This is a genomic window from Aureisphaera galaxeae (genome assembly GCF_028561275.1).
GTDB classification, from domain to species: domain Bacteria; phylum Bacteroidota; class Bacteroidia; order Flavobacteriales; family Flavobacteriaceae; genus Aureisphaera; species Aureisphaera galaxeae.
Genome location: NZ_JAQQTF010000018.1, coordinates 276166 through 298242 on the forward strand (window position 1 = coordinate 276166; position 22077 = coordinate 298242).

Annotated in this window: 19 protein-coding genes; 3 read left to right on the forward strand and 16 right to left on the reverse strand. The window is 41.5% G+C overall.

Translation table 11 applies throughout. The features are described 5' to 3' along the window. Positions 1-2 precede the first annotated feature (2 nt). Genes POV27_RS18325 through POV27_RS18335 form a run of 3 tightly spaced genes read left to right on the forward strand, consistent with a single transcriptional unit; the run spans position 3 to position 5872 of the window. Entirely contained in the window at positions 3-1148 is a 1146-nt protein-coding gene (locus POV27_RS18325; RefSeq protein WP_272864246.1) for an aminotransferase class V-fold PLP-dependent enzyme, read from the forward strand. A 28-nt stretch (positions 1149-1176) separates the two neighbouring features. Then, positions 1177-4521, forward strand: a complete 3345-nt coding sequence (mfd, locus tag POV27_RS18330) for a transcription-repair coupling factor (RefSeq protein ID WP_272864247.1) — start codon at positions 1177-1179, stop codon at positions 4519-4521. A 37-nt stretch (positions 4522-4558) separates the two neighbouring features. After that, positions 4559-5872, forward strand: a complete 1314-nt coding sequence (locus POV27_RS18335; RefSeq protein WP_272864248.1) for a TlpA family protein disulfide reductase — start codon at positions 4559-4561, stop codon at positions 5870-5872. Between the two features lie 49 nt (positions 5873-5921). Here POV27_RS18335 and POV27_RS18340 read toward each other — a convergent pair whose 3' ends face one another. The 16 genes from POV27_RS18340 to POV27_RS18415 form a co-directional block, all read right to left on the reverse strand. Beyond that, entirely contained in the window at positions 5922-7046 is a 1125-nt protein-coding gene (locus POV27_RS18340) for a T9SS type A sorting domain-containing protein (RefSeq protein WP_272864249.1), read from the reverse strand. A gap of 77 nt (positions 7047-7123) precedes the next feature. After that, a complete protein-coding gene (locus POV27_RS18345; RefSeq protein ID WP_272864250.1) occupies positions 7124-8239 on the reverse strand; it encodes a helix-turn-helix domain-containing protein in 1116 nt (371 codons plus the stop codon). Positions 8240-8328: 89 nt separating this feature from the next. Beyond that, positions 8329-9453 (reverse strand): virginiamycin B lyase family protein, encoded by a 1125-nt coding sequence (locus POV27_RS18350; protein ID WP_272864251.1) that lies wholly within the window; start codon positions 9451-9453, stop codon positions 8329-8331. 82 nt (positions 9454-9535) lie between these two features. Beyond that, on the reverse strand, positions 9536-10651 hold the full coding sequence (locus POV27_RS18355) for a helix-turn-helix domain-containing protein (protein WP_272864252.1): 1116 nt from the start codon (positions 10649-10651) through the stop codon (positions 9536-9538). Positions 10652-10759: 108 nt separating this feature from the next. Next, on the reverse strand, positions 10760-11119 hold the full coding sequence (locus tag POV27_RS18360; RefSeq protein ID WP_272864253.1) for a YraN family protein: 360 nt from the start codon (positions 11117-11119) through the stop codon (positions 10760-10762). Between the two features lie 11 nt (positions 11120-11130). Next, positions 11131-12027, reverse strand: coding sequence for a S66 peptidase family protein (locus tag POV27_RS18365; RefSeq protein WP_272864254.1), 897 nt, complete (start codon positions 12025-12027; stop codon positions 11131-11133). Positions 12028-12140: 113 nt separating this feature from the next. Beyond that, positions 12141-12464, reverse strand: a complete 324-nt coding sequence (locus tag POV27_RS18370; protein ID WP_272864255.1) for a hypothetical protein — start codon at positions 12462-12464, stop codon at positions 12141-12143. A gap of 1 nt (position 12465) precedes the next feature. Beyond that, the gene (locus POV27_RS18375; RefSeq protein ID WP_272864256.1) at positions 12466-12753 is read right to left on the reverse strand and encodes a hypothetical protein; all 288 of its coding nucleotides are present in this window, start codon (positions 12751-12753) and stop codon (positions 12466-12468) included. 13 nt (positions 12754-12766) lie between these two features. Next, on the reverse strand, positions 12767-13090 hold the full coding sequence (locus POV27_RS18380) for a hypothetical protein (RefSeq protein WP_272864257.1): 324 nt from the start codon (positions 13088-13090) through the stop codon (positions 12767-12769). A gap of 10 nt (positions 13091-13100) precedes the next feature. Further along, complete coding sequence (locus POV27_RS18385; RefSeq protein WP_272864258.1) at positions 13101-13571, reverse strand: hypothetical protein; 471 nt, start codon at positions 13569-13571, stop codon at positions 13101-13103. Between the two features lie 20 nt (positions 13572-13591). Further along, on the reverse strand, positions 13592-14188 hold the full coding sequence (locus tag POV27_RS18390; RefSeq protein WP_272864259.1) for an N-acetylmuramoyl-L-alanine amidase: 597 nt from the start codon (positions 14186-14188) through the stop codon (positions 13592-13594). A gap of 276 nt (positions 14189-14464) precedes the next feature. Beyond that, entirely contained in the window at positions 14465-14968 is a 504-nt protein-coding gene (locus POV27_RS18395) for an endonuclease V (protein WP_272864260.1), read from the reverse strand. Between the two features lie 20 nt (positions 14969-14988). Then, positions 14989-15312, reverse strand: coding sequence for a YrhB domain-containing protein (locus tag POV27_RS18400; protein WP_272864261.1), 324 nt, complete (start codon positions 15310-15312; stop codon positions 14989-14991). Positions 15313-15373: 61 nt separating this feature from the next. After that, a complete protein-coding gene (locus tag POV27_RS18405) occupies positions 15374-15931 on the reverse strand; it encodes a hypothetical protein (RefSeq protein ID WP_272864262.1) in 558 nt (185 codons plus the stop codon). Between the two features lie 19 nt (positions 15932-15950). Then, the gene (locus POV27_RS18410) at positions 15951-18221 is read right to left on the reverse strand and encodes a hypothetical protein (RefSeq protein WP_272864263.1); all 2271 of its coding nucleotides are present in this window, start codon (positions 18219-18221) and stop codon (positions 15951-15953) included. Between the two features lie 80 nt (positions 18222-18301). Further along, the gene (locus POV27_RS18415; RefSeq protein WP_272864264.1) at positions 18302-21712 is read right to left on the reverse strand and encodes a hypothetical protein; all 3411 of its coding nucleotides are present in this window, start codon (positions 21710-21712) and stop codon (positions 18302-18304) included. Positions 21713-22077 lie beyond the last annotated feature (365 nt).

The window sequence follows — 22077 nt, forward strand, 5'->3', positions numbered from 1 at the left end:
CTATGCTAGAAAACCAGAAACACCTTTTTAATCTTCCCGAAAACCCTATTTACTTAAACAATGCCTATATGGGACCGCAATTGAAGTCGGTCGAGCAGATTGGTATTGAGAACTTAAAACGCAAATCAAGGCCTTTTGAGATTACGGCAGCAGATTTCTTTACCGAAAAAGAAGTGCTTCGTTCCCATTTTGCGGAATTGATCCATGCAGACGATCCTAAAAGTATCGCCATTATCCCTTCGGTTTCCTACGGTATTGCCAATGCGTTGGCTAATATTCCCTTTGATGAAGGAGACGGCATTGTGGTTTTGGAAGAACAATTTCCCAGTAACTTTTATGCTTGGAAAGCTTTGGAAGAAGATAAAGGCGTGGTCATTCATACCATTGCTGCACCCCCCATAGCAGCAGGCCGAGGGCGGCGGTGGAATGACCTCATTTTGGAGGCTATTCAACGCACCACCAAAGTCGTAGCCCTGCCCCACGCCCATTGGGCCGATGGAACCCGATTCGATCTGGAAAAGATTCGAGAAAAGACGGATGAAGTAGGTGCCTACCTCATCATTGATGGTACACAAAGTGTGGGTGTACTGCCTTTTTCCGTAGAAAAAATACGCCCCGATGCCCTCATTTGTGGTGGATATAAATGGCTCTTGGGGCCTTATTCTTTGGGCGTGGCTTACTATGGGGAACGTTTCTACGAAGGAACGCCGATTGAAAATAATTGGATGAACCATGTTGGGAGCGAAGATTTCAGGAATCTGGTCAATTACAATTACGCCATGAAACCCAAAGCGGTGCGCTACGATGTAGGGGAGTCGAGCAACTTTATCCTTACCCCTATGCTTATTGAAGGGATTCGACAGTTATTGGAATGGCAACCCGAACGCATTCAGGAATATTGCAAAAGCATTAGTGAAGGCCCTTTACAGCAGTTACAAGACGCAGGCTATTTCGTAGAGGATGCGGCGTATAGAACGCATCATTTGTTTGGTATTTATTTGCCGGATGTATCGCAAATGGAAGCCCTTCAGCAAATAATTCAAGAAGCTGGGATCTTTGTTTCCTATCGCGGAAATGCCGTTCGCGTGTCCTGTCATTTATACAACACCCAATCCGAATTAGAAAAATTGGTTTCCTGTTTTATATAATGATTGACTCCATTATCTTTGCCGGGCTATGAGCAAAGCCCTTGTTCGATCGCTTTTTGATCAGTCTTCGGAAGTCCGAAAACTAGGGGACGCTATTGCCCAAAAAGAAAAAAACATTCCCGTTTCCGGCTTAGTAGGGTCTTCCCTTCCCCTCAGTATTGCCGAAGTTTATAAGCAAGCCGAATTGCCTTTTCTGTTCATCCTGAACGATAAGGAAGAAGCGGCCTATCACTTGAACGACTTAGAAAATCTGTTGGGAGACCAAAACGTGCTTTTTTATCCAGGAAGTTATCGTAGGCCCTACCAAATTGAGGAAACCGACAACGCCAATGTGTTGCTTCGATCGGAAGTACTGAACCGAATCAACTCGCGCAAGAAACCAGCGCTTATTGTAACCTATCCCGAAGCATTATTCGAAAAGGTGGTGACACGAAAGGAGTTGGAACGAAACACCTTGAAGATTGCCGTAGGAGATGAAGTTTCCATCGACTTTGTGAATGAGGTGATGTTCGAATATCAGTTTAAACGCACGGACTTTGTTACCGAGCCCGGGGAATTTTCCGTTCGTGGGGGAATTCTGGATGTATTCAGTTTCAGTAATGACGAGCCGTACCGTATTGAATTCTTTGGGGACGAGGTAGAAAGTATCCGCACCTTCGATGTGGAGACTCAGCTTTCGTTGGAAACCTTGAAGAAAATTTCGATCATCCCCAATGTGGAAAACAAGTTTTTGGATGAAAAACGAGCCAGCTTTCTAAAATACATAGCCGGTAAGACGGTCATCGTACTAAAAAACGAAGAATTGTTGAGCGGAAGTATCGACAAGCTTTTCCAAAAAGCTATCGATGCCTATCATGAGAATCAAGGGGAAGTGAAAGTAAGTCCGCCGGAAGATTTGTTCTGTACTTCCACCTTATTAAAAGACCAACTTTCAGAATTCACCTCTGTTTATCTCAACAATAAAAAGGATTCATCGTTACAAAGCAATATTACATTTAATATAGCGCCTCAGCCTTCTTTCAATAAGCAATTCAACTTGTTGATTGAAGATTTGAACTCCAATACGGAGAAGGGTTATACCAATTATATCTTCTGTAGTAGTGAGGCGCAGGCAAAGCGTTTTCACGACATTTTTGAAGACGCAGAACAACATGTAGATGCCTTCGAGACCGTTGTTTTTCCATTATACCAAGGATTTATAGATCACCATGGGAAGAACGTTTGTTATACCGATCACCAAATCTTTGAACGCTACCATAAATTCCAACTCAAAAACGGATACGCCAAGAAGCAGGCCATTACCTTAAAGGAACTTACCAATTTGGAAGTGGGTGATTATGTTACGCATATAGATCATGGGATTGGGAAATTTGGAGGACTTCAAAAAATAGAAGTGGAAGGAAAGACCCAAGAGGCCATTAAATTGGTTTACGGGGAGCGGGACATTTTGTACCTCAGCATTCACTCCTTGCACAAGATTTCCAAGTACAACGGAAAGGACGGCACCACTCCCAAAATCTACAAGTTAGGGAGTGCTGCCTGGAAAAAACTCAAGCAGAAAACCAAAAAACGGGTTAAGGAAATTGCCTTTAACCTTATCGAATTATACGCCAAAAGGCGTCTGCAGAAAGGATTTCAATATGATCCAGACAGTTATCTACAGCATGAGTTGGAATCTTCCTTCATTTACGAAGATACCCCCGATCAGATTTCATCTACAGCCGATGTTAAACGGGACATGGAAAGCGAGCGCCCTATGGATCGACTGGTTTGCGGAGACGTTGGTTTTGGAAAAACTGAAGTCGCCATTCGCGCTGCTTTTAAGGCAGTGGACAACGGTAAACAGGTTGCCGTATTGGTGCCAACTACTATTTTGGCCTTCCAGCATTTTAAAACCTTTAGCGAGCGATTAAAGGAAATGCCGGTGAATGTGGACTACCTGAATCGTTTCCGATCGACCAAGCAACGGCGAGAGGTGTTGGAAAATCTAAAAAGTGGCCGATTGGATATTGTCATAGGCACACATCAATTGGTAAATAAGGCGGTAGAGTTTAAAGACCTCGGACTTTTAATTATTGATGAAGAGCAAAAGTTTGGTGTTGCGGTAAAGGACAAATTGAAGACCATAAAGGAAAATGTAGATACCCTTACGCTTACGGCTACGCCGATCCCAAGAACATTACAGTTCAGTTTAATGGCCGCTAGGGATTTGAGTGTCATCACCACCCCGCCTCCCAACCGTTATCCTGTAGAAACACAAGTGATCCGGTTTAGTGAAGAAATCATCCGGGATGCCATTCGCTACGAGATTTCACGTGGCGGACAAGTATACTTTGTGCATAACCGGATCGAGAACATAAAAGAAGTGGCGGGAATGCTACAACGTCTGCTTCCCGATGCGAAAATTGGAATTGGCCATGGACAAATGGAAGGGAAAAAGCTAGAGTCGCTCATGCTCAGTTTCATGAACAATGAGTTCGATGTGCTAGTATCTACCACTATTATTGAAAGCGGTTTGGATGTTCCCAATGCCAATACGATTTTCATTAACAATGCAAATAACTTCGGGTTAAGTGACCTACACCAAATGCGGGGCCGTGTGGGAAGGAGCAACAAAAAGGCCTTCTGTTTCTTTATAACACCGCCTTACTCCGCCATGACGGAGGAGGCCCGTAAGCGAATCACGGCTTTGGAGCAATTTACAGAATTGGGTAGTGGATTCAATATTGCTATGAAGGACTTGGAAATACGTGGTGCCGGAGATCTTCTAGGAGGTGAACAAAGTGGATTTATTAATGAAATCGGGTTCGAAACCTACCAAAAAATACTTTCGGAAGCGATTGATGAGCTGAAGGAGAAAGAATTTAAAGATCTCTATGCCGGAACGGAACATGAAAAGAAAAGCTTCTTGAAGGAAACGACTTTGGATACCGATTTCGAATTGCTGTTCCCGGACGACTATGTAAACAATATTACAGAGCGCCTTAATCTCTACAACCGATTGGGTGAATTGAAAGAGGAAGCCGAGCTACAAAAGTTTGAAGCCGATCTAATAGACCGTTTTGGGGCCTTACCTCAGCCCGTTACCGACTTATTGAACAGTGTCCGCATAAAGTGGTTGGCCATTACCATGGGACTGGAACGCGTGGTAATGAAAAAGGGACGTTTTGTAGGGTATTTTATTAGCGATCAGCAGAGTGATTTCTATCAGACAGATACCTTCGGAAAGATTCTGAATGTGGTACAACGCTATCCTCAATTGGTAAAAATGAAGGAAAAACAGACCCGAAATGGGCTTCGATTATTACTCACTATAGAAAATGCAACAAAGGTGGATGAAATATTGCACCGCCTGCGCCAGTTTTTGGCATAACCATTGTTACTAAGAGTTTGCTATATTTACGATTACGATGAAGAAAATTTTACTTGTTCTACTATTAATTCCGACCTTAAATTTTGCACAACACACCATTTCCGGGACTTTTACCCCGGCCGATGAATTTTCTTGGTGCATATTGTATAAGGTAAATTCCGACAGTTTTAGATATGTTGTCGATGGCAAGGTGACCGATGGAAAATTCTCCCTAACACTCGATTCGACCGTGACCAAAGGAGTGTACAAGTTGGTATACGGTATCCCACAGGAGGAACTCAATTTTGATGTGATCTACAACGGAGAAGAAGACATTGAGTTGACTTTTTCCAAAGGAAAGCGTCTTTCCTTTACAGCTCCCGAAGAGAACAAAGTCTTCCAGGAGTATTTGTTCAATAAATTCCTTTTGGATCAGGAAATTTCGGACGCCTACGCTTCGGAACCGGTTGATGAAACAAAAATCATGGAGCTTTTCGCGCGAAAAACCCAACTTCAAAATACTGCCGAAGAGGCCTTGAAGGGGACCTATTCGGAAAGTTTTATAGTAGCCTCCCGAACGTACATACCTTCGGCATTTGAATCCAAGGAAAGTTACGAGGAGAATAGAAGGCAGACTTATTTCAAGTTTTTGGACCCTAACAATCCGGTCCTTCAAAATTCAAGTTTTGTACTCAATCGATTCATGAAGTACATCGGAACCTTTTCCTTGGAAACGGAAATAGCCTCCTATCGTGAATTGGATGCCATTATCAATTTGGTTCAGAACAGTGATCAGACCTTTCAGAAAAACATATTGTATCAGCTTTGGGGAAAATTGGTACTTCAGGAAATGCCAAGAAGCGCGAATTACCTCACCGAAAAATACCTACTGCAATTGTGTAATACCTTGGGCGAAACCGAAATTGTTTCGAAGTTGGAAAACTATAGACGAACTTCTATAGGTATTAAAGTGCCGGATTTTTCTTGGGAAGTAGAGAATAACGGTAAGATAAAAATGCAGCATTTGTACGAATATGATGTGGCAGAAAACTACATTCTGGTCTTTTGGAGTAGCACCTGTTCTCACTGTTTAAAGGAGTTGCCAAAGCTGCAAAAATTTGTCAATACCCTAGATCAAAAGAAATATAAGGTGATCGCTGTGGGAATTGAAGACAACAAATTCGATTGGAAAAACGAAACGCTGCGTTATCCCGAATTTCAACACGTTCTCGGTTTGGGTAAGTGGGAGAATACCATTGCAAAGTCATTTAGCATATCCCAAACACCTACTTTCTTCTTGTTGGATGAAAACAAAATCCTGACAGCAAAGCCATCAGGATTATCCGAACTTGTTGAAATGATTGCTCAGTAAATGACCGTGAAGTAACCCTAAATCTACGGTCTCATTTGTGGTTCGGAATTTATTTCACGAATTTCTTTGAAATGGCAATGTTCCCTTTCGATAGTTCCAATACGTAGGTTCCTGAAGGCAATCGGGAAACATCTATCTCTGAATATATCTGACCTTGCAATACGTCCATCTTTTGAGAGAGTAAACGACTTCCAAGGGTATCGTACACAAATACTTGATACGCCCCAGCAGGTAACTTTCCTTGCAACATGAGCGCATCTTGGGGCGGGTTTGGAAATAATTTCAGTTCGTTTATTATAATTCGATTGTCATTGGCCCCTAAGGTTACCCCATCTATGATGCGAAGGTTCTTAGGCTGAGCATCACTAATGTACAAGCGGTCGTTGGCTTCATCGGCCAATATTCCGTTGGGAAGATTGAATGTGGCATCTTCTAATGGGCCGTCATCACCGCCAGCAACACTCCCAGCAAAAAGAACTACCTCACCAGAAACAGGATCGATTCGGTATATTTTGTGTTCACCCAATTGTGTGGCAAATAGAAATCCTCCTTTGGCCGTGAGAAATCCTAAAAAGTTACTACCTGCAGCCGTCGCTGGAAGCTGAGCGATTTCAACAAGGGTATCATAATTATCGAGTCTAAAGATCTTGCGATCATTAAAATTTCCAATATAAGGAGTGTTCCCAATATAAGCAATACCCGCTGGACCGTTGAGCGGCGATCCAGAGACCAAAACCTCCACGTCTCCAATATCTGCATCCAACAGTTTAATTCTATTGGCTTGGTATTCTACCACCAACATATAGCCATCCATATCTGGCGTTTCCTTAATACCCGTGGGAGTAGTGAATCCCGTGAAAGTGTCCAATAAATTCCCTGAAGTATCGTACATGTATATCGTATTACCCGTATGATCGCAAACAAACACCTCATCGTCGGAGTTCACCCCAATTCCATTGGGATTGGAAAACCCTGTTTGAAAAACGCTTACCTCTCCGGTGGTGGGATTGTATTTATATACGGTATCCCCTCCGAAATCCGAGCCATAGATATTCCCTTGGGAGTCGATCCCCAAGCCATCGGTTATCGTTCCCTCGGTTACGGTAGAAACGGTTTGGGCTTTTAGCCAGCTAATGGATACGAATGAAATTAGTAGTATCAATTTTGAAGTCATAGTCTCTATTTTTAAAAATTTTAAACGAAACTATGACCGGACACCCTTCCAATCGACACATTGTACACAATGGCACCTTATGCGACGCTTTTTTTCTTAATGTAAGAAGAAGGAGGTTCCCCTTTTTGGGCTTTGAAGACTTTATTGAAATTGGATTTGGAATTAAAACCTACTTCCATGGCTAAAGCCAGTAGGGTTTTCTTGAGGTGTTCGCCGTTGGCTACTTTTTCCAAAAACCGTTCAATGCGCATTTTGTTGATGTAATCACTAAAACTACTGTGATAGACATTATTGAGGAACCACGAAAGATTATTGGGGGTGGTATGGAGTTTTTCCGAAAGAGTTTTTAGGGTAATCGCAGGATCCAAAAACACAGATTCTTCGTGCATAAAATACTGGAGTCGTTTCTTGAGCTGTTGAATTTCCTCCGGTTTTAAACGGGCCCTGACCTCTTTGGGTTTTGGTAAGGGAATCCTGAAAATTTCTGGCTGACGTAAGCTGTAGTATCCCACGGCATAGATGAATACGGGTATGGAAATCCATAGGGATAAGTAACTTAGATAAGGAATGTCATAAAAGAAAAAGTTACTGTTCAAAAAACTGAAAACCCAGAACAATAGGCACAATCCCAAACTCCCCAGAAATACCTTTAGAAACTTAGATACTTGTTGGGGATTGGAAAACTCATCGGTTTTTAGTCGATTGAATTTTTTGAAAACACCAGCGGAAATGATCCAATAATAGGCAAAGGAAAGTAATCCTAACAACTCAAAACCGAAATAGAAATAATTGATCCTTCCCGTCTGGTGCCATTCTTGCAACGTTTCCCTTGAAAGACTGAAATACCAGAAAAAGTAAATAACATGTATAATGGTGGGAATGTAATGTGGCCATGAAACCGTGAATGCAGGATTTTCCTGAAATGTCAACCGCCGTACATACATATAGATGAGTGGGCCAATTAGGAAAATGACCGAGTCCACAAAAAGTGCCACATACCATATCCATTCCACTTTAAAACGGAATAAGGATAGCTTTCCTAAGAGCATTAGGACAGAGATGCTCAATATCCAAACCAAAACAGCATTCGCTTGCTTATTCCGTTCTTTCAGCAATCGGAGGGATAGTGCCAAAAATATCCCTTGGGAGAGTCCCGCAATTAAAACAACATCCAAAAAAGTAAACTCGTACACACGCTATGGATTAATACCGCAAAAGTAGTATTTACCTTTGGAGGTAAGGTGTAATTGTATACAAGTATACTTTTTAAGGACGTCGATTTTTACTTTTTGATCATTCTTTGGGTCACAGTGCTTGCCCCATCAGAAATCTTTACCAAATACACGCCCGCTTGCAAATTGGAAATATTCAATTCTTCAGAAATCCGGTTTCCAAAAGAACTAATCGACATTTCAGACAGCAACTGGCCAGAAATCGTATACATTGATACTGTATAGGTTCCTTCATTCAGATCGCCTTCCAATACCAAACGATCTTGGGCTGGATTGGGAGACAATCTCAATATGCTGTTCTGCAATTGGGATTCTTCCGTGCTTAATATTCCTGAAATAATCCGAAGGTTTTTCGGCCCGAAATCCGTGACATACATGGTATCCCCAGCATCATTAAATGCGATTCCGTTGGGCAAAGAAAATGTGGCTTCAGAAATATCACCGTCCATACTCCCTTGAGTACTTCCCGTAAATACGGTGTATACATCAACAAGATCGGGATCTACACAATAGATTTTGTGACTTCCTAAAACCGTACCCCATATTTTCCCTTGGGCATAGGTAATAAAGCCAAGATTGGGGAAAGCCCCTGCTTCTGAAGGTAGTTGTGCGATATACTCCAAATCCCCATTACCCAAAACCCTGAAAATCTTTCGATCCGTGTAATTCCCAACGTACAGGGTGCCGTTTCCATCCATGGCCAATCCCACAGGTCCATTAAGGTCTGCATCACTGGAGAAAGTGGTAATGGTGCCATCGGTTTCCAAAATATTGATAGTATTACCAATGAATCTTGTAAAATACATGGTTTCTTCATCCAGGAACTTAATGATTCCCGAAGGATGCCCACTAATGGGGTAGGAATCGATTTCAGTACCGCTACTATCGAATCTGTAAATCGTATTGCCTTGACCATCGCATACGTACAATTCGTCGTTGGAATTAAACTCTAGTCCGTTTGGGGTATTGAGACCTGTTACAAAAGATTCTACATCGCCCGCGGGGGTAAACTTAAAAACGGTATCTCCCGTATATTGGGAGCAATAAATGTTCCCGTTGCTATCCAAGACAATAGCATCATCGGGCGTCCCCTGTGAAAAAGTGGTTACGGTCTGTGCATGGGCCCATAGGGAAGCCAACGCACACATACAAAAAGTGATAATTTTTAATTTCATAATCCTGAAAGTTTAATGTTTCTACAAACCTACTTTCAGGAAGGGTGCGAATCGACCGTGTGGATACAGACAAACGTAAAGATTAAGCCGCCCGATGTTTTTTTATGTAGTTGCTAGGGGTATCGTTCATGGTAAGCTTAAATGCTTTGTTGAACGTGGACTTGGATTTAAATCCTACATCGAACGATAAGGCCAAAATAGTATGCTGAAGATGTTCTTGGTTTTCTACCTTTTTAATGAACTCATTTATTCTGTGGGTATTGATAAAATCATAGAAAGTGGTTTGATAGACGTTGTTGAGCAACCAAGAAAGATTGTTACTCGAGGTTTGCAATCTTTTGGAAACTTCGGTCAAGGTAAGCTCGCTTTCCAAATAGATCTTCTCGTCCTTCATTAATTGATCAAGCCTCTTCTGAAGTAAGGACGACTCCGTTTCTGTTAGTCTCTTTTTCTGAACCTTGGTCTCCTTTTCTTGAATTACGCGAAACAGATCGGGTTGTTTTAAACTGTAATATCCAATCACGAAGATGAAGGCTGGAATCACAGCCCAGACCAAATCGTAGCTGAAAAAATTGAAAAAACGATCGAACAGCGAATTGTTCACAAAACCAAGGGCCCATATCACGATGATAAGTAGAATGGCCGATAAGAAATAGGTAAGGTAACTCACCGGATTCTGGTCGAAGGAAAAGGATTCTTTGGATGCTTTTTTAAACTTTCTGAGCATTCCGAAGGACTTTATTAAATAGATTAGATTGGATCCTATGGCCGAAACGAAAATTAAATTAAAGAGCGTTTTAAAGGTCCCTTTCAAATAGGCTTCATAATAGGTATCTGGATTATATACTATAAAAAGGGTTAAGGTCAATACCAAAAAAGAGGCTCCCGGTAAAAAATGCCAGAGTGGAAATCGTTTGTTCTCCTTATTCTGAAATAACAATCGCGAGGTATACAGAAAAAGAAGTGGGCCAAATAGATACAGGGGAATATCGAATATCCAAGAATAAAAGAATGTGGCTTTGGTAAGGAAACGTACCATCAATACCCTTCCAATAAGCATGTGGGTAGCGATCCCGATAAGTAATGCCAGAATGGAATTGGCTCTTTTATTAGCCTGCGGAATCCGTAAAATGGTAAGCATAAGGAAGATTCCTTGGCTAATTCCGATGAGTATAATGACGTCGATCAGCTCAAACATTCGTGGCAGGATTGTTTCCTGTAAAAGTACCAGTTTTAACGAAATTGAACGTACGTCTGGGTACAAACACACGCTATAAACATAAATGAAGGGGACTTTAACATACCTTTAAAAATGATAGAAGGCGTTGGGATAGTGCTCCACTTTTTCTGTGGTTTTATTTTTTAGCACGGCGATAATATCGAACCGAACTTCCTTATCCAAATGCTGAGAGACCATATACTCATTGGCAGCCTTCACCAGTAATTTTATTTTCGAAGCGGTTACGAATTCTTGTGGATTTCCGAAGGCAGCGCTATTTCTTGTTTTCACCTCAACGATGACAATTTCATCTCCCTTTGCTGCAATGATATCTATTTCGGCTTTGTCGTAGCGGAAATTACGTTCCAAAATGGCGTAATCCTGCTTCAGTAAATATTGCACCGCAAGTTCCTCCCCCAATTTCCCCAATTCATTATGATATGCCATGCTTCTTCGTATTAAAATTGAAGGGATACTCCAGAATCTTCTACCTGCAAACGAACCGTTCGCCCTAAAACCAAGGGTTGGTTATCTTGAATATGACCTGCAGGAAATCCGAAACAGATGGGATAATCGTATTCGTTAACGGCTTCCCAGATGATCTCTTCGGCCGTTTTCCCAAAAGGAATGGTATTGTCTTTCATATCGTTCATTCCCCCCACAATCAAGGCTTTTATATGCTTCAGTTTTCCGTTTCGTTTTAGGTTTTGAATCATTCGGTCGATATGATAGAGCATCTCGTCCAAATCTTCAATGAACAGGATTTTTCCATCCGTTTCAATATCCGAAGGACTCCCCAATAATGCATACAGGAGTGATAGATTACCTCCTACCAACTTACCATCTGCCATACCCTTCCGATGAAAATCGGATTTCATTTCATATTGAATCCTATGGCTTTGGCCAAACAGCACATTACGAATTCCACTACGGGTAGCCTCGGTTTTAGCATCTATTTCTATGGCCATATTGGCATGTAGGGTCTCTATTCCCAAATTGTGAACATGACTATGAAGTACGGTCACATCACTATACCCAATGATCCATTTTGGATGCTGTTCGAAGTTGGAGAAATCCAAAGCATCGATGATACGAACCGTTCCGTAACCCCCACGAGCGCACCAAATGGCATGAATGGAAGGATCGTCCATCATTTCTTGAAAATCCCTTGCTCGCAACGCATCATTGCCCGCATATTGATGATCTTCGGCATCTATGGTATTGCCCAATCTATAGTGTAATCCCCAATCGGTAAGGAGTTGTAATAATGGCGCCAGTTCTAGTTTGGAAATCTTTCGGGCTGTGGATACGATTCCAACGGTGTTACCCTTAGCCAATAATGGTGGTGTAATCATGCTTCAAAATAATCTTCGAACTAAGATAAAGGTACTTTTTTTGTTGGATAAAAAATAGCGAAAAGCAAAGTCTAATGACTTTGCTTTTCGTCTTTTCCCAAGCTATATAGACCTTACTCTCTAGGATTCCTATTAAAGCTTTTCGGTATTGCGGTAGCTAAAGACCGAATAAGTAACGGGGCAGTGATGCCTACATGTACAGCGAGTAAGCGATCGTTGACCCCAAAATTGGTTTTACCATTAAAATAGATATAACCTACCACAGTAGCCAAGAAGAAATAGATGAAGAGCGAAATATAAAAAGAGGAATCCTTAAGGTCTATCTTCTTTGCTTTGGGTTGTTGCATACGCTCCAACAATGTTAGCAAGGGATACGCCAACCCGCCAACGGCGGATAGGACAACTCCCTCCGAAAATATGGTCGTTAAAAATTCCATTTTAATCAATTCTGTTTTTAAAAATATCCATAAGCCTCCCAATAAAAGGAGTGCGTTCCTTGTATAATTGTCTCGTGGTCAGCTGTCCCTGACCGTTGATCAACACCTTGTTCGATTGGACAGCAATTTGCTCTACCTCCTGGACAGATACTTCGAGGCATTCGGCAATACGATCTGCCGTGATCCAATAATTGTTTCCTTCCAAACAGTTTGCAATACTATCTGCAATGTCCTGTTCCTTGATGGATTTTACGATGGTCTTTGGCTTTTTAACGGTCGCATTTTCCATAATAACCAAAGAATTAAGGAATTCTCGTCTCTATCGTATCGAAAATCGTCTGGATGACACTGTTCTTGAAATGGCCTAGGCTTATTTTCGACACTCCCGCCCTTTCCAAGGCTTTCAGCGCTATTAGATCCTTTTGGCTCTTTACCAGCCACTGAAAATCGTCCGAGGACAGACCTCCGTTGGCAAGCAGTAACGTCCATCGTTCCAGTTTTTCCTGAGAAGCGGCTAGAAAGGCTTCAATATCCTTTTTGGATTCCCGGCCAAACTCCCCATACTTTTCTCCGAAGAGCTGGCTAAGTCGCTCTTTCAGCTCGTTTAATATATCTTCAAATTCCATATCCATTTTTTTAATTGTTTGCTATTAAATCCAACAGTTTCTCTTTGGCTTCTTTGTCCTTTTGCCCTTCGTACCGAATCAAAAGATCCATGGCTTCCATTACCTGGGCTTTTGCTTCGGTAACGAAAATGCCAGAAAGGGTTTCCTTTTCTTTCCATCGTTTAAAGAAGCCCGAAAGCAGGTTCTTTTCCTCGTCCGACAAGATTTGCCACATGGTATAGGTAATGCCATTATTGGGTTTGTTCTTTTCGTACGCTACGATCTTCTCAATCTCCAGTGAGAGGGATTCGATCTCCTCCAAATGATCGGAGTAAGGCAGGGTTGCCTTATCCATAAGTCTTGAAGCTTCGACCTTTATCTCTACCGATTTTTGATAGGAATATTGGTCGTAGGGTGCTGTTTGTAATGCTGTGCATGAGGAAAAAAACATCCCCGAACCTACAATGAGAACAGCTATAACCACTTTTTTTATCTTTTTCATTTGTGTCTAAATTTTGTTCTTTAATTAAATAATTCTTGTCTGGCCCTAACGATGGCCTTTACGTGATAATCTACAATCCTGCTGCGCCCTTCTCGGGTCATAAGGATATGGTCGAATTCTTCCCGATTGTCCATAAAAAAGTTCTCCGTAAGTACTGCCGGCATTTTGGTTTTGGTGAGCACATAGAACCTTCGCTCTTTGTCCAAGTCACCATCGCTAAAGTCCGTTCTCAATTTCCTATTGGGAAACTCCTTTTTGTATTCCTCGCCAAAAATGGTGGCAATCTTATCGCTCTTGGTATTTCCGGGTGAGGTAAAAAACTCACATCCGTTGCCCCCTCCGGCATTGGAATGAACACTTAGGTAAAAGCTCTTACTAGCGGGATATTTATTGGCCCTTTTCACTCGGGTTTCGAGGCGAACATCCCAATATTCTGGGGCCAAGTTGACATAGGCGATATCGAGACGGGTTAACTGCTCGATAATGCCGTTTACAATGGCGCGGTTAAATTCCCCTTCGTAAATGACATTTCCGTTACCCCAATCTTGTCGTTTGCCTGGGGTTTGGTAATCTCCGTTAATAAGGCCACCGTGGCCATTGTCTAGCAGTACGATCATAATTTTAAATATTTGATTATCAGTGTATTAAATTTTGAATAATTCCATTACACGTCTGACATCCCTATGTTACCATAGGATGTTTTATCACACTTTTACGTGCAATTGCTGTAATAAATCAATATGCCATGTCTGTTATCTGTGATGGGAAGTAACATTCCCATCCTGGGGAGAGATAGTGATAACAGGACTACTATATCGTATATTTTAATTCCTCTTGAGCATCTTCATCTGCCTGAAAAACTTCATAAGCATAAGCCCACTCAACTCACCCGATCATTTCTTTCTTGTCCACTGGTCCAGTGTTTTTAAAATGTCTGGAATCCTATAGATCCCTTTCATATTCTGAACCCTTTGCACGGTAAGATCGAGCTCCATTCCGACGCAGGAAACGAACAAGGGATTCTTGCTCTTTCCCCTGACAATCGGAATGCTTACTTTCTCTGTATTGTGAAACGACTTTTTCGCCACTCCAATTACCGGGATCTTCTTATTGAGCGATTCCCAAAGATGACCTCCAAGTCCGAGTTTTTCGTCATTGTCGACAAAAACATGTCCATCGACTAGAATACCCTCCAACGAATCCAAATCTACCCGATCCAGCAGTTTGAGGATACAGGGCAGTTCCCGTTTGTAAAACTGCCCTGGAATATATGCTGCCACCTGTAAAAAGGTTTCCTCGTATATCTCTAGAGGTTCGGTATCGTCCCAATTAAAGAGGACACCAACTGTTTTGGCTGTGCCGTCTTCCCTGTAATATACGTCTATGGCGAGTATCATTTAATAAGGATACTTTGTATCTATTCTTCAGGTACCCAAATACCATTTTCACTAGGTTCCCAAGTACCATTCTCGTAGCCATTTATATAGTATTCGAGGGGTCTTGCTGTTCCAAAGACAATAACTCTTCCTGTTTCTTTCTCTACCAAAAAAGGAGCATTTCCTACAATGGCATATTGAAAGTCCTCTGTTTCGTGATACTTTTTGTTCGTATAATGAAACACATAACCATAGGCTTTCTCCACTGTATATTTATGTAATATGATCATCTCAATACCTGACTCCGTTTCATCTTCTTTCACATACTTTTTCGCTACTTCTATCGCTTTTTCTTTTGTTAACATGTGTATTACCCATTGGAACTAAAACTCGTAATTACAAAGCCGGAACGACCCATAGCTATGCTTAATATCCTAGATAAACATAATAGTCTTCATTTACAATAATCTTAAAACTTCTCGGGGTAACCTCTAATTGCGATATAGGACTTTCTTCAACTGTATAAACCACGGTATCTCCCAACGTACTCTTACTAAAGTCTTTTCCTTCCAATACCTTTTCTATAGGTACGGTAAGATCCCGTCCTTCTATAAACTCTATCTTTATTTCAGAAGAATACTCAAATTCCCCATCGGTTATTTTCTCCTTATCGGCAAAAGAGATGACATCATGACGAAGCATGTAGTCTTTCCCATAGATTTTGAATCCGTTTTCGTCCTCTTCTACATCAGTTTGTCGAATCTTTTCATTCAAAAAATTGGAAGACCAATAATCTCTAGGGAACTTATCCTTATAAGCAATCACCATTAATTCCACTATTTTGTGAATGGGCTCAGTTTTCATAAAACTATAAAACTTCACTTTATCCTCTCTCCACTTTTCCCAGAAAGGATCTGGAGCATCTAATATAGGCCCTCCTCTTTCTTCCCACAAAAATCCTAAATTAATATCTCTAATTTCCATATTTCTATATTTTAAAAGGTTATTCAATATATTTCACATAATCTACACTTCCCTTCATCGCATCATAGACCTGTCTGAACACATAAGCCTCCTGGAAATAAGTCCCTGCATCTGTAAAGGTTTGCCTTGCAAATGCCTCTTGAGAATCGATTAGATCAAGTAAATCCTTCCTTCTTTTGGTAGTAATTCCAACATTTATCATACTAAAGATAGTGCCATTTTTTCCAATGGCCCTTATTTCTCTCAATTCAAAATTCAAAAACACTTTTACATCAGCTAAACTCAATCCTGAACTATTGGGATGATTATGAGTTAATGTAGATCCTTTGAATTTAGAACTTGGCACATGACTCCAGTCAATATAGTCTGGATATTTCTTCCCTTGGTGCTTGATTTCAATTTTTCTTGCATTATTAAGAATCATTCCGTCTTCAACATCAAGATTCCTAATCTTGTCTTCAAACTTTTTAATTTTTGCACTTACCTTGTCTACAGCTTTACTAAAGGTCCGAGCAAAACGGGAACTATAATCTGCTGACTCCTCAACTATCTGGGCCAAGTGGTATAAAGTCTGTTCAAGTTCCTTTTTCTTAACATTGTTCGGAGAGCTATATAATAAATCCTCCCCAACATCCAACGTCTCCCTAGCAGATTTCCTTAACAATCTTTCTACCAGCACATCACTGCCTAAACTCACCATCTCCAGCCAAAATAGATATTCTCGTAACTTATTTGCAAATGGGCTATCACTATCCGCCAGCGTCAACATAGCATTTAAGGTTCCGCTTGTAATCTCGGCTATACTTACTGCAGTTTTTATATTAAACAGTATCCTATTGGGTTTAATGAGTCCAAGTTTCGTAAGATGCCTGAGGTGCCTCAACTTTAGCAAGTTCCCAAAACCTGTTATTGTGGTTACCACATCTACCCCTAACCAGATACCTTTATCAACATTACTCCAACGCTGTTTATCATCGAAGGCTTTAAGGTAAAAAGCAGGTATGACATTGGTTGGAATTTTAATTTCTCCTTCTTTAGGTACATTTGCAAGGGTAATGGGATGAAAGATATTATACTTCCCTATATCCTTTATCTCCTTTTCCAATTTAGGCCCACCTTTTCCAGGGTTCGTCTTTGTATTGTCTAATCGGGTTTCCTCCTTGGTTACCTTAATCTTAAGCCGAGATTTATCTGTTACAAAATCGAAGCTATAATCGTTATTGTAAAATCCAAGGACTTTATTTGTATCGTAAAGAAGAACCTCAGGACCACCAGTGTATTGCTTTTGGTTTTTTGTGTAGTTCGGATTGGCAAAATCACTTAATGACCAAAACTTATAAAGTTCCTGAATAAAAAGTGTAAAGTTGTCATCGCCAATTCCATAGTCATTAATCTTTTTATAGAGTTTTTCGAAAAGACTACCGTTTTGTCCCTTCAGCGATAACCTATAAAAAAAGTTATTGATTCTATTCCTTAAACGATTTTCACTCACCTCATCCTTTTTTACAACCAGCGAATAATCTATTGCCAATGATCTTAATAAACGAATAATAGCTTTCTCTTTATTATTAGTTACCAAACCATCCAAAATAAGGTATAAGTCTCCCCATTTTAAGTCATCATCTCGGTTCTGCAATACAAATTCGGGTGCCTCCCTGTAAAGAAAAGCCAATTGCGACACCTTCTGTTCCGCTTTTAAGAAGGCAGTAGTGTATTTCTTGAGAACCTCCTGCTCTACTTGGCTTCGTTTGTAGGCCAAATAATCGTAGGCTGCATGGTAGTCATCATATGAGTTTGTGGAAATGGCTAAAGCCACCCGGTTGATATCTGATTTGTCTGTATTATTTTTTCTTTGGTCAAATCCCTCATATACAAAAAGGATGTTATAGGAGACTTTCTTCTTTTCCAAATCTATAGACGTCCGCGCCACATAAATATCAGTTCGGACATTCGCATCCTTCTTATTAAGAGCTCCATAGAGCCTAAGTGCGCGTTCCTTTTGATTACTGTCTATGAATTTAAATGGAACATCCACTAGAAAAGTGGAGGAATGCACTTCCAAAGTTTCCCTATCCGTAACCTCTACGGTTGAAGTGGTATTGCTTACATAATCCTTATAGCTATACCCCTGTAGTAGTCCCACTGTCTTCGAAACTTTAATGTCCTCAACTAAGGTTTCAAAATTAATCTTCCCATTATAAAACCCGGTTATGTCTTTTTTGTCAGAAGTAGATATTGTGAGCGGGGATTCAATCCCGAACAACTCTCCAAATTCAAATGTATTATTCATGTTTTCTAATTTTTTAAAGAACCACCCCCCAGGTCTCAACTCCCCAGATTCGACCCAGAGAGCGGTTCAATAATTATTGATTATACTCCAGACGTCGTACCGCCGACCATAATGCTACTTCCATATGCCAGATTTTGGGTGGCATCGTCATTATGACAGCATGGTAAACCGTTCTCCGTAAGTGGGCCCGAATCGGACTGTACAATGGTAAGTGCCGTAGGTACACGGGTTTCCCATTCTTTTTCCACTTTTCCTTCGGTCTGCTCCATTTCTTCTGCAATGGACAGATACAGGTCGTCTTCACGTTCTACCGCCAATTGGTCTCCCATCATAACATCCCCTGTTTCCATGAAATAGGCCACAGCCTTTTCAAAACCAGGACGTACCGGTACGACCATGCGAGCCATTCCACTTTGTAAAAAGGCTTGGAAAATAGGATCAATACCGTTACTCTCTAGGATAAGACTATCCCAACGCCAACGGTTGGAGTAGAAATACGGATAGAAAATATAGGCCATGATCTCCCAATCGAACGCTTGCTCAAAGAACTTTACATACTCCGCATGTCTTTCTAAAGACAAGGTTAAGTGTGGGTGTGTAAGTTTCGTGAGATAATGATTCCTCGCCGTCGAAATACCAAAAGGTCGAGCCAACATATCTATAGCCAATCGCTTCAACTCGCGCTTCTCCAATGCGCGGTTAAGCAATGGATTGAACTCATGCTTCTTGGTAGTGTTCTCCACCTCTGGAAGTGTAGGCTCAAAATTGGCGTACAACCAGTCGTTATACTCATTTACACGATCTTGATAGGCCGCTACAATGGCATCGTAGGTTTCGTTACGCCATTTCTCCATAGCTTCTGGAAGTAATCGTAGTTTAACAGAAACCGAGGAGTTCCCTGCAATATGTCCCACCTGCGAGAACGAGGCCGGAATCTTTTCTACATGTGGAAGGATATCAACAAGTTCACCCCTGTCCATCATTTTTCTGCCTCCAACGAGAACAACTGTATCACTATACTCGTTACCACCATCCTCACTATCACGCCAATTAGCAGAGGCCTTATATGCCTCATAGCCTTCGGGTATTTCCAGATCTACTTTCTCTGCATTACGCTCGTTAAGTCCTGGGAAATCCCCTCCAATCTCGGCTGCCGTGTAGGCAAAGGAATGCCCTATATACATCTCCTCTACAGGTGGAGCTGTTACAACCGCTTTGTAAAGCGCAGCTTTCACATGGTAATCTTCCGGTTGAATATCCGTGGCATCAAAATCTATTGGTGGCGGCTCCGGCGGTGCCAACAATCCTCCAGGGATACCAGAAATCTGCTCTGGGTTCTCCCCTTCGATAGTCTCTATAATGGCATGTTTAAAATAGCGACTGGGCTCTGGCACGTTGAACTCATACATTAAGCGTTTTCCGTAATTTACAAGCCTGTTCGTGTAGATTTTATCAACCCAACGATACACACCGGTTACATGACTAATTCCCTCTCGGTTATCGAATCCATGCTTGTTACTGTCCTCAAACTCTCGAATGATTCTTGAAGTACGCTTCTTGGTCACTTTCTGCACTACACGCTCCAAGGCACGTTGTGTAACCTCCTCTGCATAATTCTGATAAGTATTGTTCGAGTTGGAAGAAGAGGACGAAGATGCTCCGTTATAGTAGGCATCTGCACTGAACTGAGTCTTAGCTGGTCCTGCACCAAAGCTACCACTCACACCAGCAGAAGCGCCATAGCTATAAGCTTTATCCTCATTGACAATAGACGAGACCTCGGTAGCAAGTTCATTCCTTTCGGAAGTAGTAGTATCTGTAAGGTTTTCTACCTCGTTTTCTTCCGTTACTTCGGTCGTATTTTCCGTACTTAAAAGACGTCGGGTAGAGCGCTCCTTATACTCCTTGGCCAAGATATTCTCAATATGAGATACCTCCCCTGGAACATAACAGCATACTTCCTGTTCAACCCTGCGGAAATCGGCCACCCCAATCTTTTTGATACCGTGGTGCTCCACTTTCTTAGATTCCTGAGCATGTTTTTGATTCGTCATTTCACCATTGCTCTTTTGTCCACCTATAATAAGCTCGGTATCTACTTCAAGGATTTCATCGCCATCCAAAGTAATCGTACCTGTTAAGGTAAGGCTCTTGGCCCCTGATGGAATGGTGATCTCTTGTTCATTGTTCGACAAAATCATGGCCCCTGGAGCAGCATCCACTTGCAGGACATCCAATTTATTGGCCGAAACCTCTGATTCGAAAACAATACTAAGATCTGTTTCAGTAATTCTTAAATCGGAGTTTCCTGTGACAAGGTTAATACTCACCATCACCATGTCCAGATTCTTGGGATTTTGGATAGCACTTGCCGAGTAGCTATTTACCGGAATGGCAGGTGCCCCCACCTTTATCATACTTCCATTGAATAATATGCTTCGAGTGCTTTTTTTGGTTCCCTTTCGGTACAATTCACTCTGCCTTTGCACTTCCTCGTTCAACTTCTTGAACAGTAACTCCTCATTATTAACACCTTCTGCTACAATTTTATTGAAGATATTGAGGGTCGTATCCCCTACCTTGCCCTGAAGGTTGTTGCTATCGAAAATACTAGCCGGAGTGTAATTGAGAGTGGGTAGTACAAGATTTGTATACGTGATCTCTCCTGTCTGACTGTCTACCGACTTGGTAGCATTGTCATAGGCCGTTTTTAAAGCACTATCATAGGTTGTTACTGCCTGTGCATACGCATCACGGTTTTCCTGCTCATTTACTTCCACACGCCCTTTCAACTCTTTCTTTACCTCTCGCAACGTGTCCAACTTCTGTTTGGCCTCAAAAGACTCAAGTTGCTTGTTCAACGTTCCGAATTGTTTTTGCGTTGTGGTTTGTCCAATAGGGGCATTGTTTCGAGATGCATGATTGTTCAGCACCCCGTCCTCAATGACCACATAGGCATGTGCCAGACGTTGCAATTCCTCATCGCTATTAATAAGCTTTTCTGCTAACGCGGTTCGCGAATCGTCCTTTTTCAGGAAGTTGTCGGCTACAATCATACGAATAATAGCCTCTCGCACTGCAGCGGATTTCTTGGTCAATATCTGATAATGCAGGTTGTCCCAAAGAGTAATAAGTTGGCTCGTTGTTAAGGTCGGCAACGTAGGTGCCGCAAGTCGACTCCCTACCTGATCGATAGTGAGCGTGTTCTTGTTTTCCATGAGCCAATGAGAAAACTCATAAAGGTCCGGTTTAACGGCCTCGACAGTACTTCGCTTGCTCAAGCCGTTGTACGTTGCGGTTCTGCCCTCCAGCATTGTCCTTCGGGTGTCGGGATCCTTCTCATCCTCTAAGTCAATTAAAAAATGACTGTTCGATTTTTCATTTGAAGGATAATAAACGAATCCCCTCTCTCTTTCTGTTTTTGATAACAATTTCGGGTTCCGGGTCGTGACGAACCGGAACAAAGTAGAAACAATAGGTTCCTTTGCCATAACTAAAATGGTTTAAAAATTAATAAAAAAATGTGTGGGCCAATGGCCCTTTTTGAAGGGGAGATTTACTACCTAATGAGGGAGGGATGGCCTAGTCCGGACGGACATAGACACTACTAGGTATTTTGAACAATCGTTCGCTTATATAACAGCAAAATCCAGACCAATAGTACGTGAATGAAGCTTTAAATATTTGTTAATCTGACCATACATTTATTCAATTCACTGAAAATCAGTAAGATGTATTGGTGTTAATTTCAAGAATCCAGAGCAGTGGTTTAAATTCATGGATGCAGACGACATCTTGGCACTGACATTTTTCTTTCCTTATTGCCACTGTCACTGACAGGAAGGTCCAATATAAA

Coding starts and splice junctions, on each gene's coding strand:
- POV27_RS18325 (WP_272864246.1), top strand. CDS start 3: ATGCTAGAAAACCAGAAACACCTTTTTAATCTTCCCGAAAACCCTATT.
- mfd (WP_272864247.1), top strand. CDS start 1,177: ATGAGCAAAGCCCTTGTTCGATCGCTTTTTGATCAGTCTTCGGAAGTC.
- POV27_RS18335 (WP_272864248.1), top strand. CDS start 4,559: ATGAAGAAAATTTTACTTGTTCTACTATTAATTCCGACCTTAAATTTT.
- POV27_RS18340 (WP_272864249.1), bottom strand. CDS start 7,046: ATGACTTCAAAATTGATACTACTAATTTCATTCGTATCCATTAGCTGG.
- POV27_RS18350 (WP_272864251.1), bottom strand. CDS start 9,453: ATGAAATTAAAAATTATCACTTTTTGTATGTGTGCGTTGGCTTCCCTA.
- POV27_RS18355 (WP_272864252.1), bottom strand. CDS start 10,651: ATGTTTGAGCTGATCGACGTCATTATACTCATCGGAATTAGCCAAGGA.
- POV27_RS18360 (WP_272864253.1), bottom strand. CDS start 11,119: ATGGCATATCATAATGAATTGGGGAAATTGGGGGAGGAACTTGCGGTG.
- POV27_RS18365 (WP_272864254.1), bottom strand. CDS start 12,027: ATGATTACACCACCATTATTGGCTAAGGGTAACACCGTTGGAATCGTA.
- POV27_RS18370 (WP_272864255.1), bottom strand. CDS start 12,464: ATGGAATTTTTAACGACCATATTTTCGGAGGGAGTTGTCCTATCCGCC.
- POV27_RS18375 (WP_272864256.1), bottom strand. CDS start 12,753: ATGGAAAATGCGACCGTTAAAAAGCCAAAGACCATCGTAAAATCCATC.
- POV27_RS18380 (WP_272864257.1), bottom strand. CDS start 13,090: ATGGAATTTGAAGATATATTAAACGAGCTGAAAGAGCGACTTAGCCAG.
- POV27_RS18385 (WP_272864258.1), bottom strand. CDS start 13,571: ATGAAAAAGATAAAAAAAGTGGTTATAGCTGTTCTCATTGTAGGTTCG.
- POV27_RS18390 (WP_272864259.1), bottom strand. CDS start 14,188: ATGATCGTACTGCTAGACAATGGCCACGGTGGCCTTATTAACGGAGAT.
- POV27_RS18395 (WP_272864260.1), bottom strand. CDS start 14,968: ATGATACTCGCCATAGACGTATATTACAGGGAAGACGGCACAGCCAAA.
- POV27_RS18400 (WP_272864261.1), bottom strand. CDS start 15,312: ATGTTAACAAAAGAAAAAGCGATAGAAGTAGCGAAAAAGTATGTGAAA.
- POV27_RS18405 (WP_272864262.1), bottom strand. CDS start 15,931: ATGGAAATTAGAGATATTAATTTAGGATTTTTGTGGGAAGAAAGAGGA.
- POV27_RS18410 (WP_272864263.1), bottom strand. CDS start 18,221: ATGAATAATACATTTGAATTTGGAGAGTTGTTCGGGATTGAATCCCCG.
- POV27_RS18415 (WP_272864264.1), bottom strand. CDS start 21,712: ATGGCAAAGGAACCTATTGTTTCTACTTTGTTCCGGTTCGTCACGACC.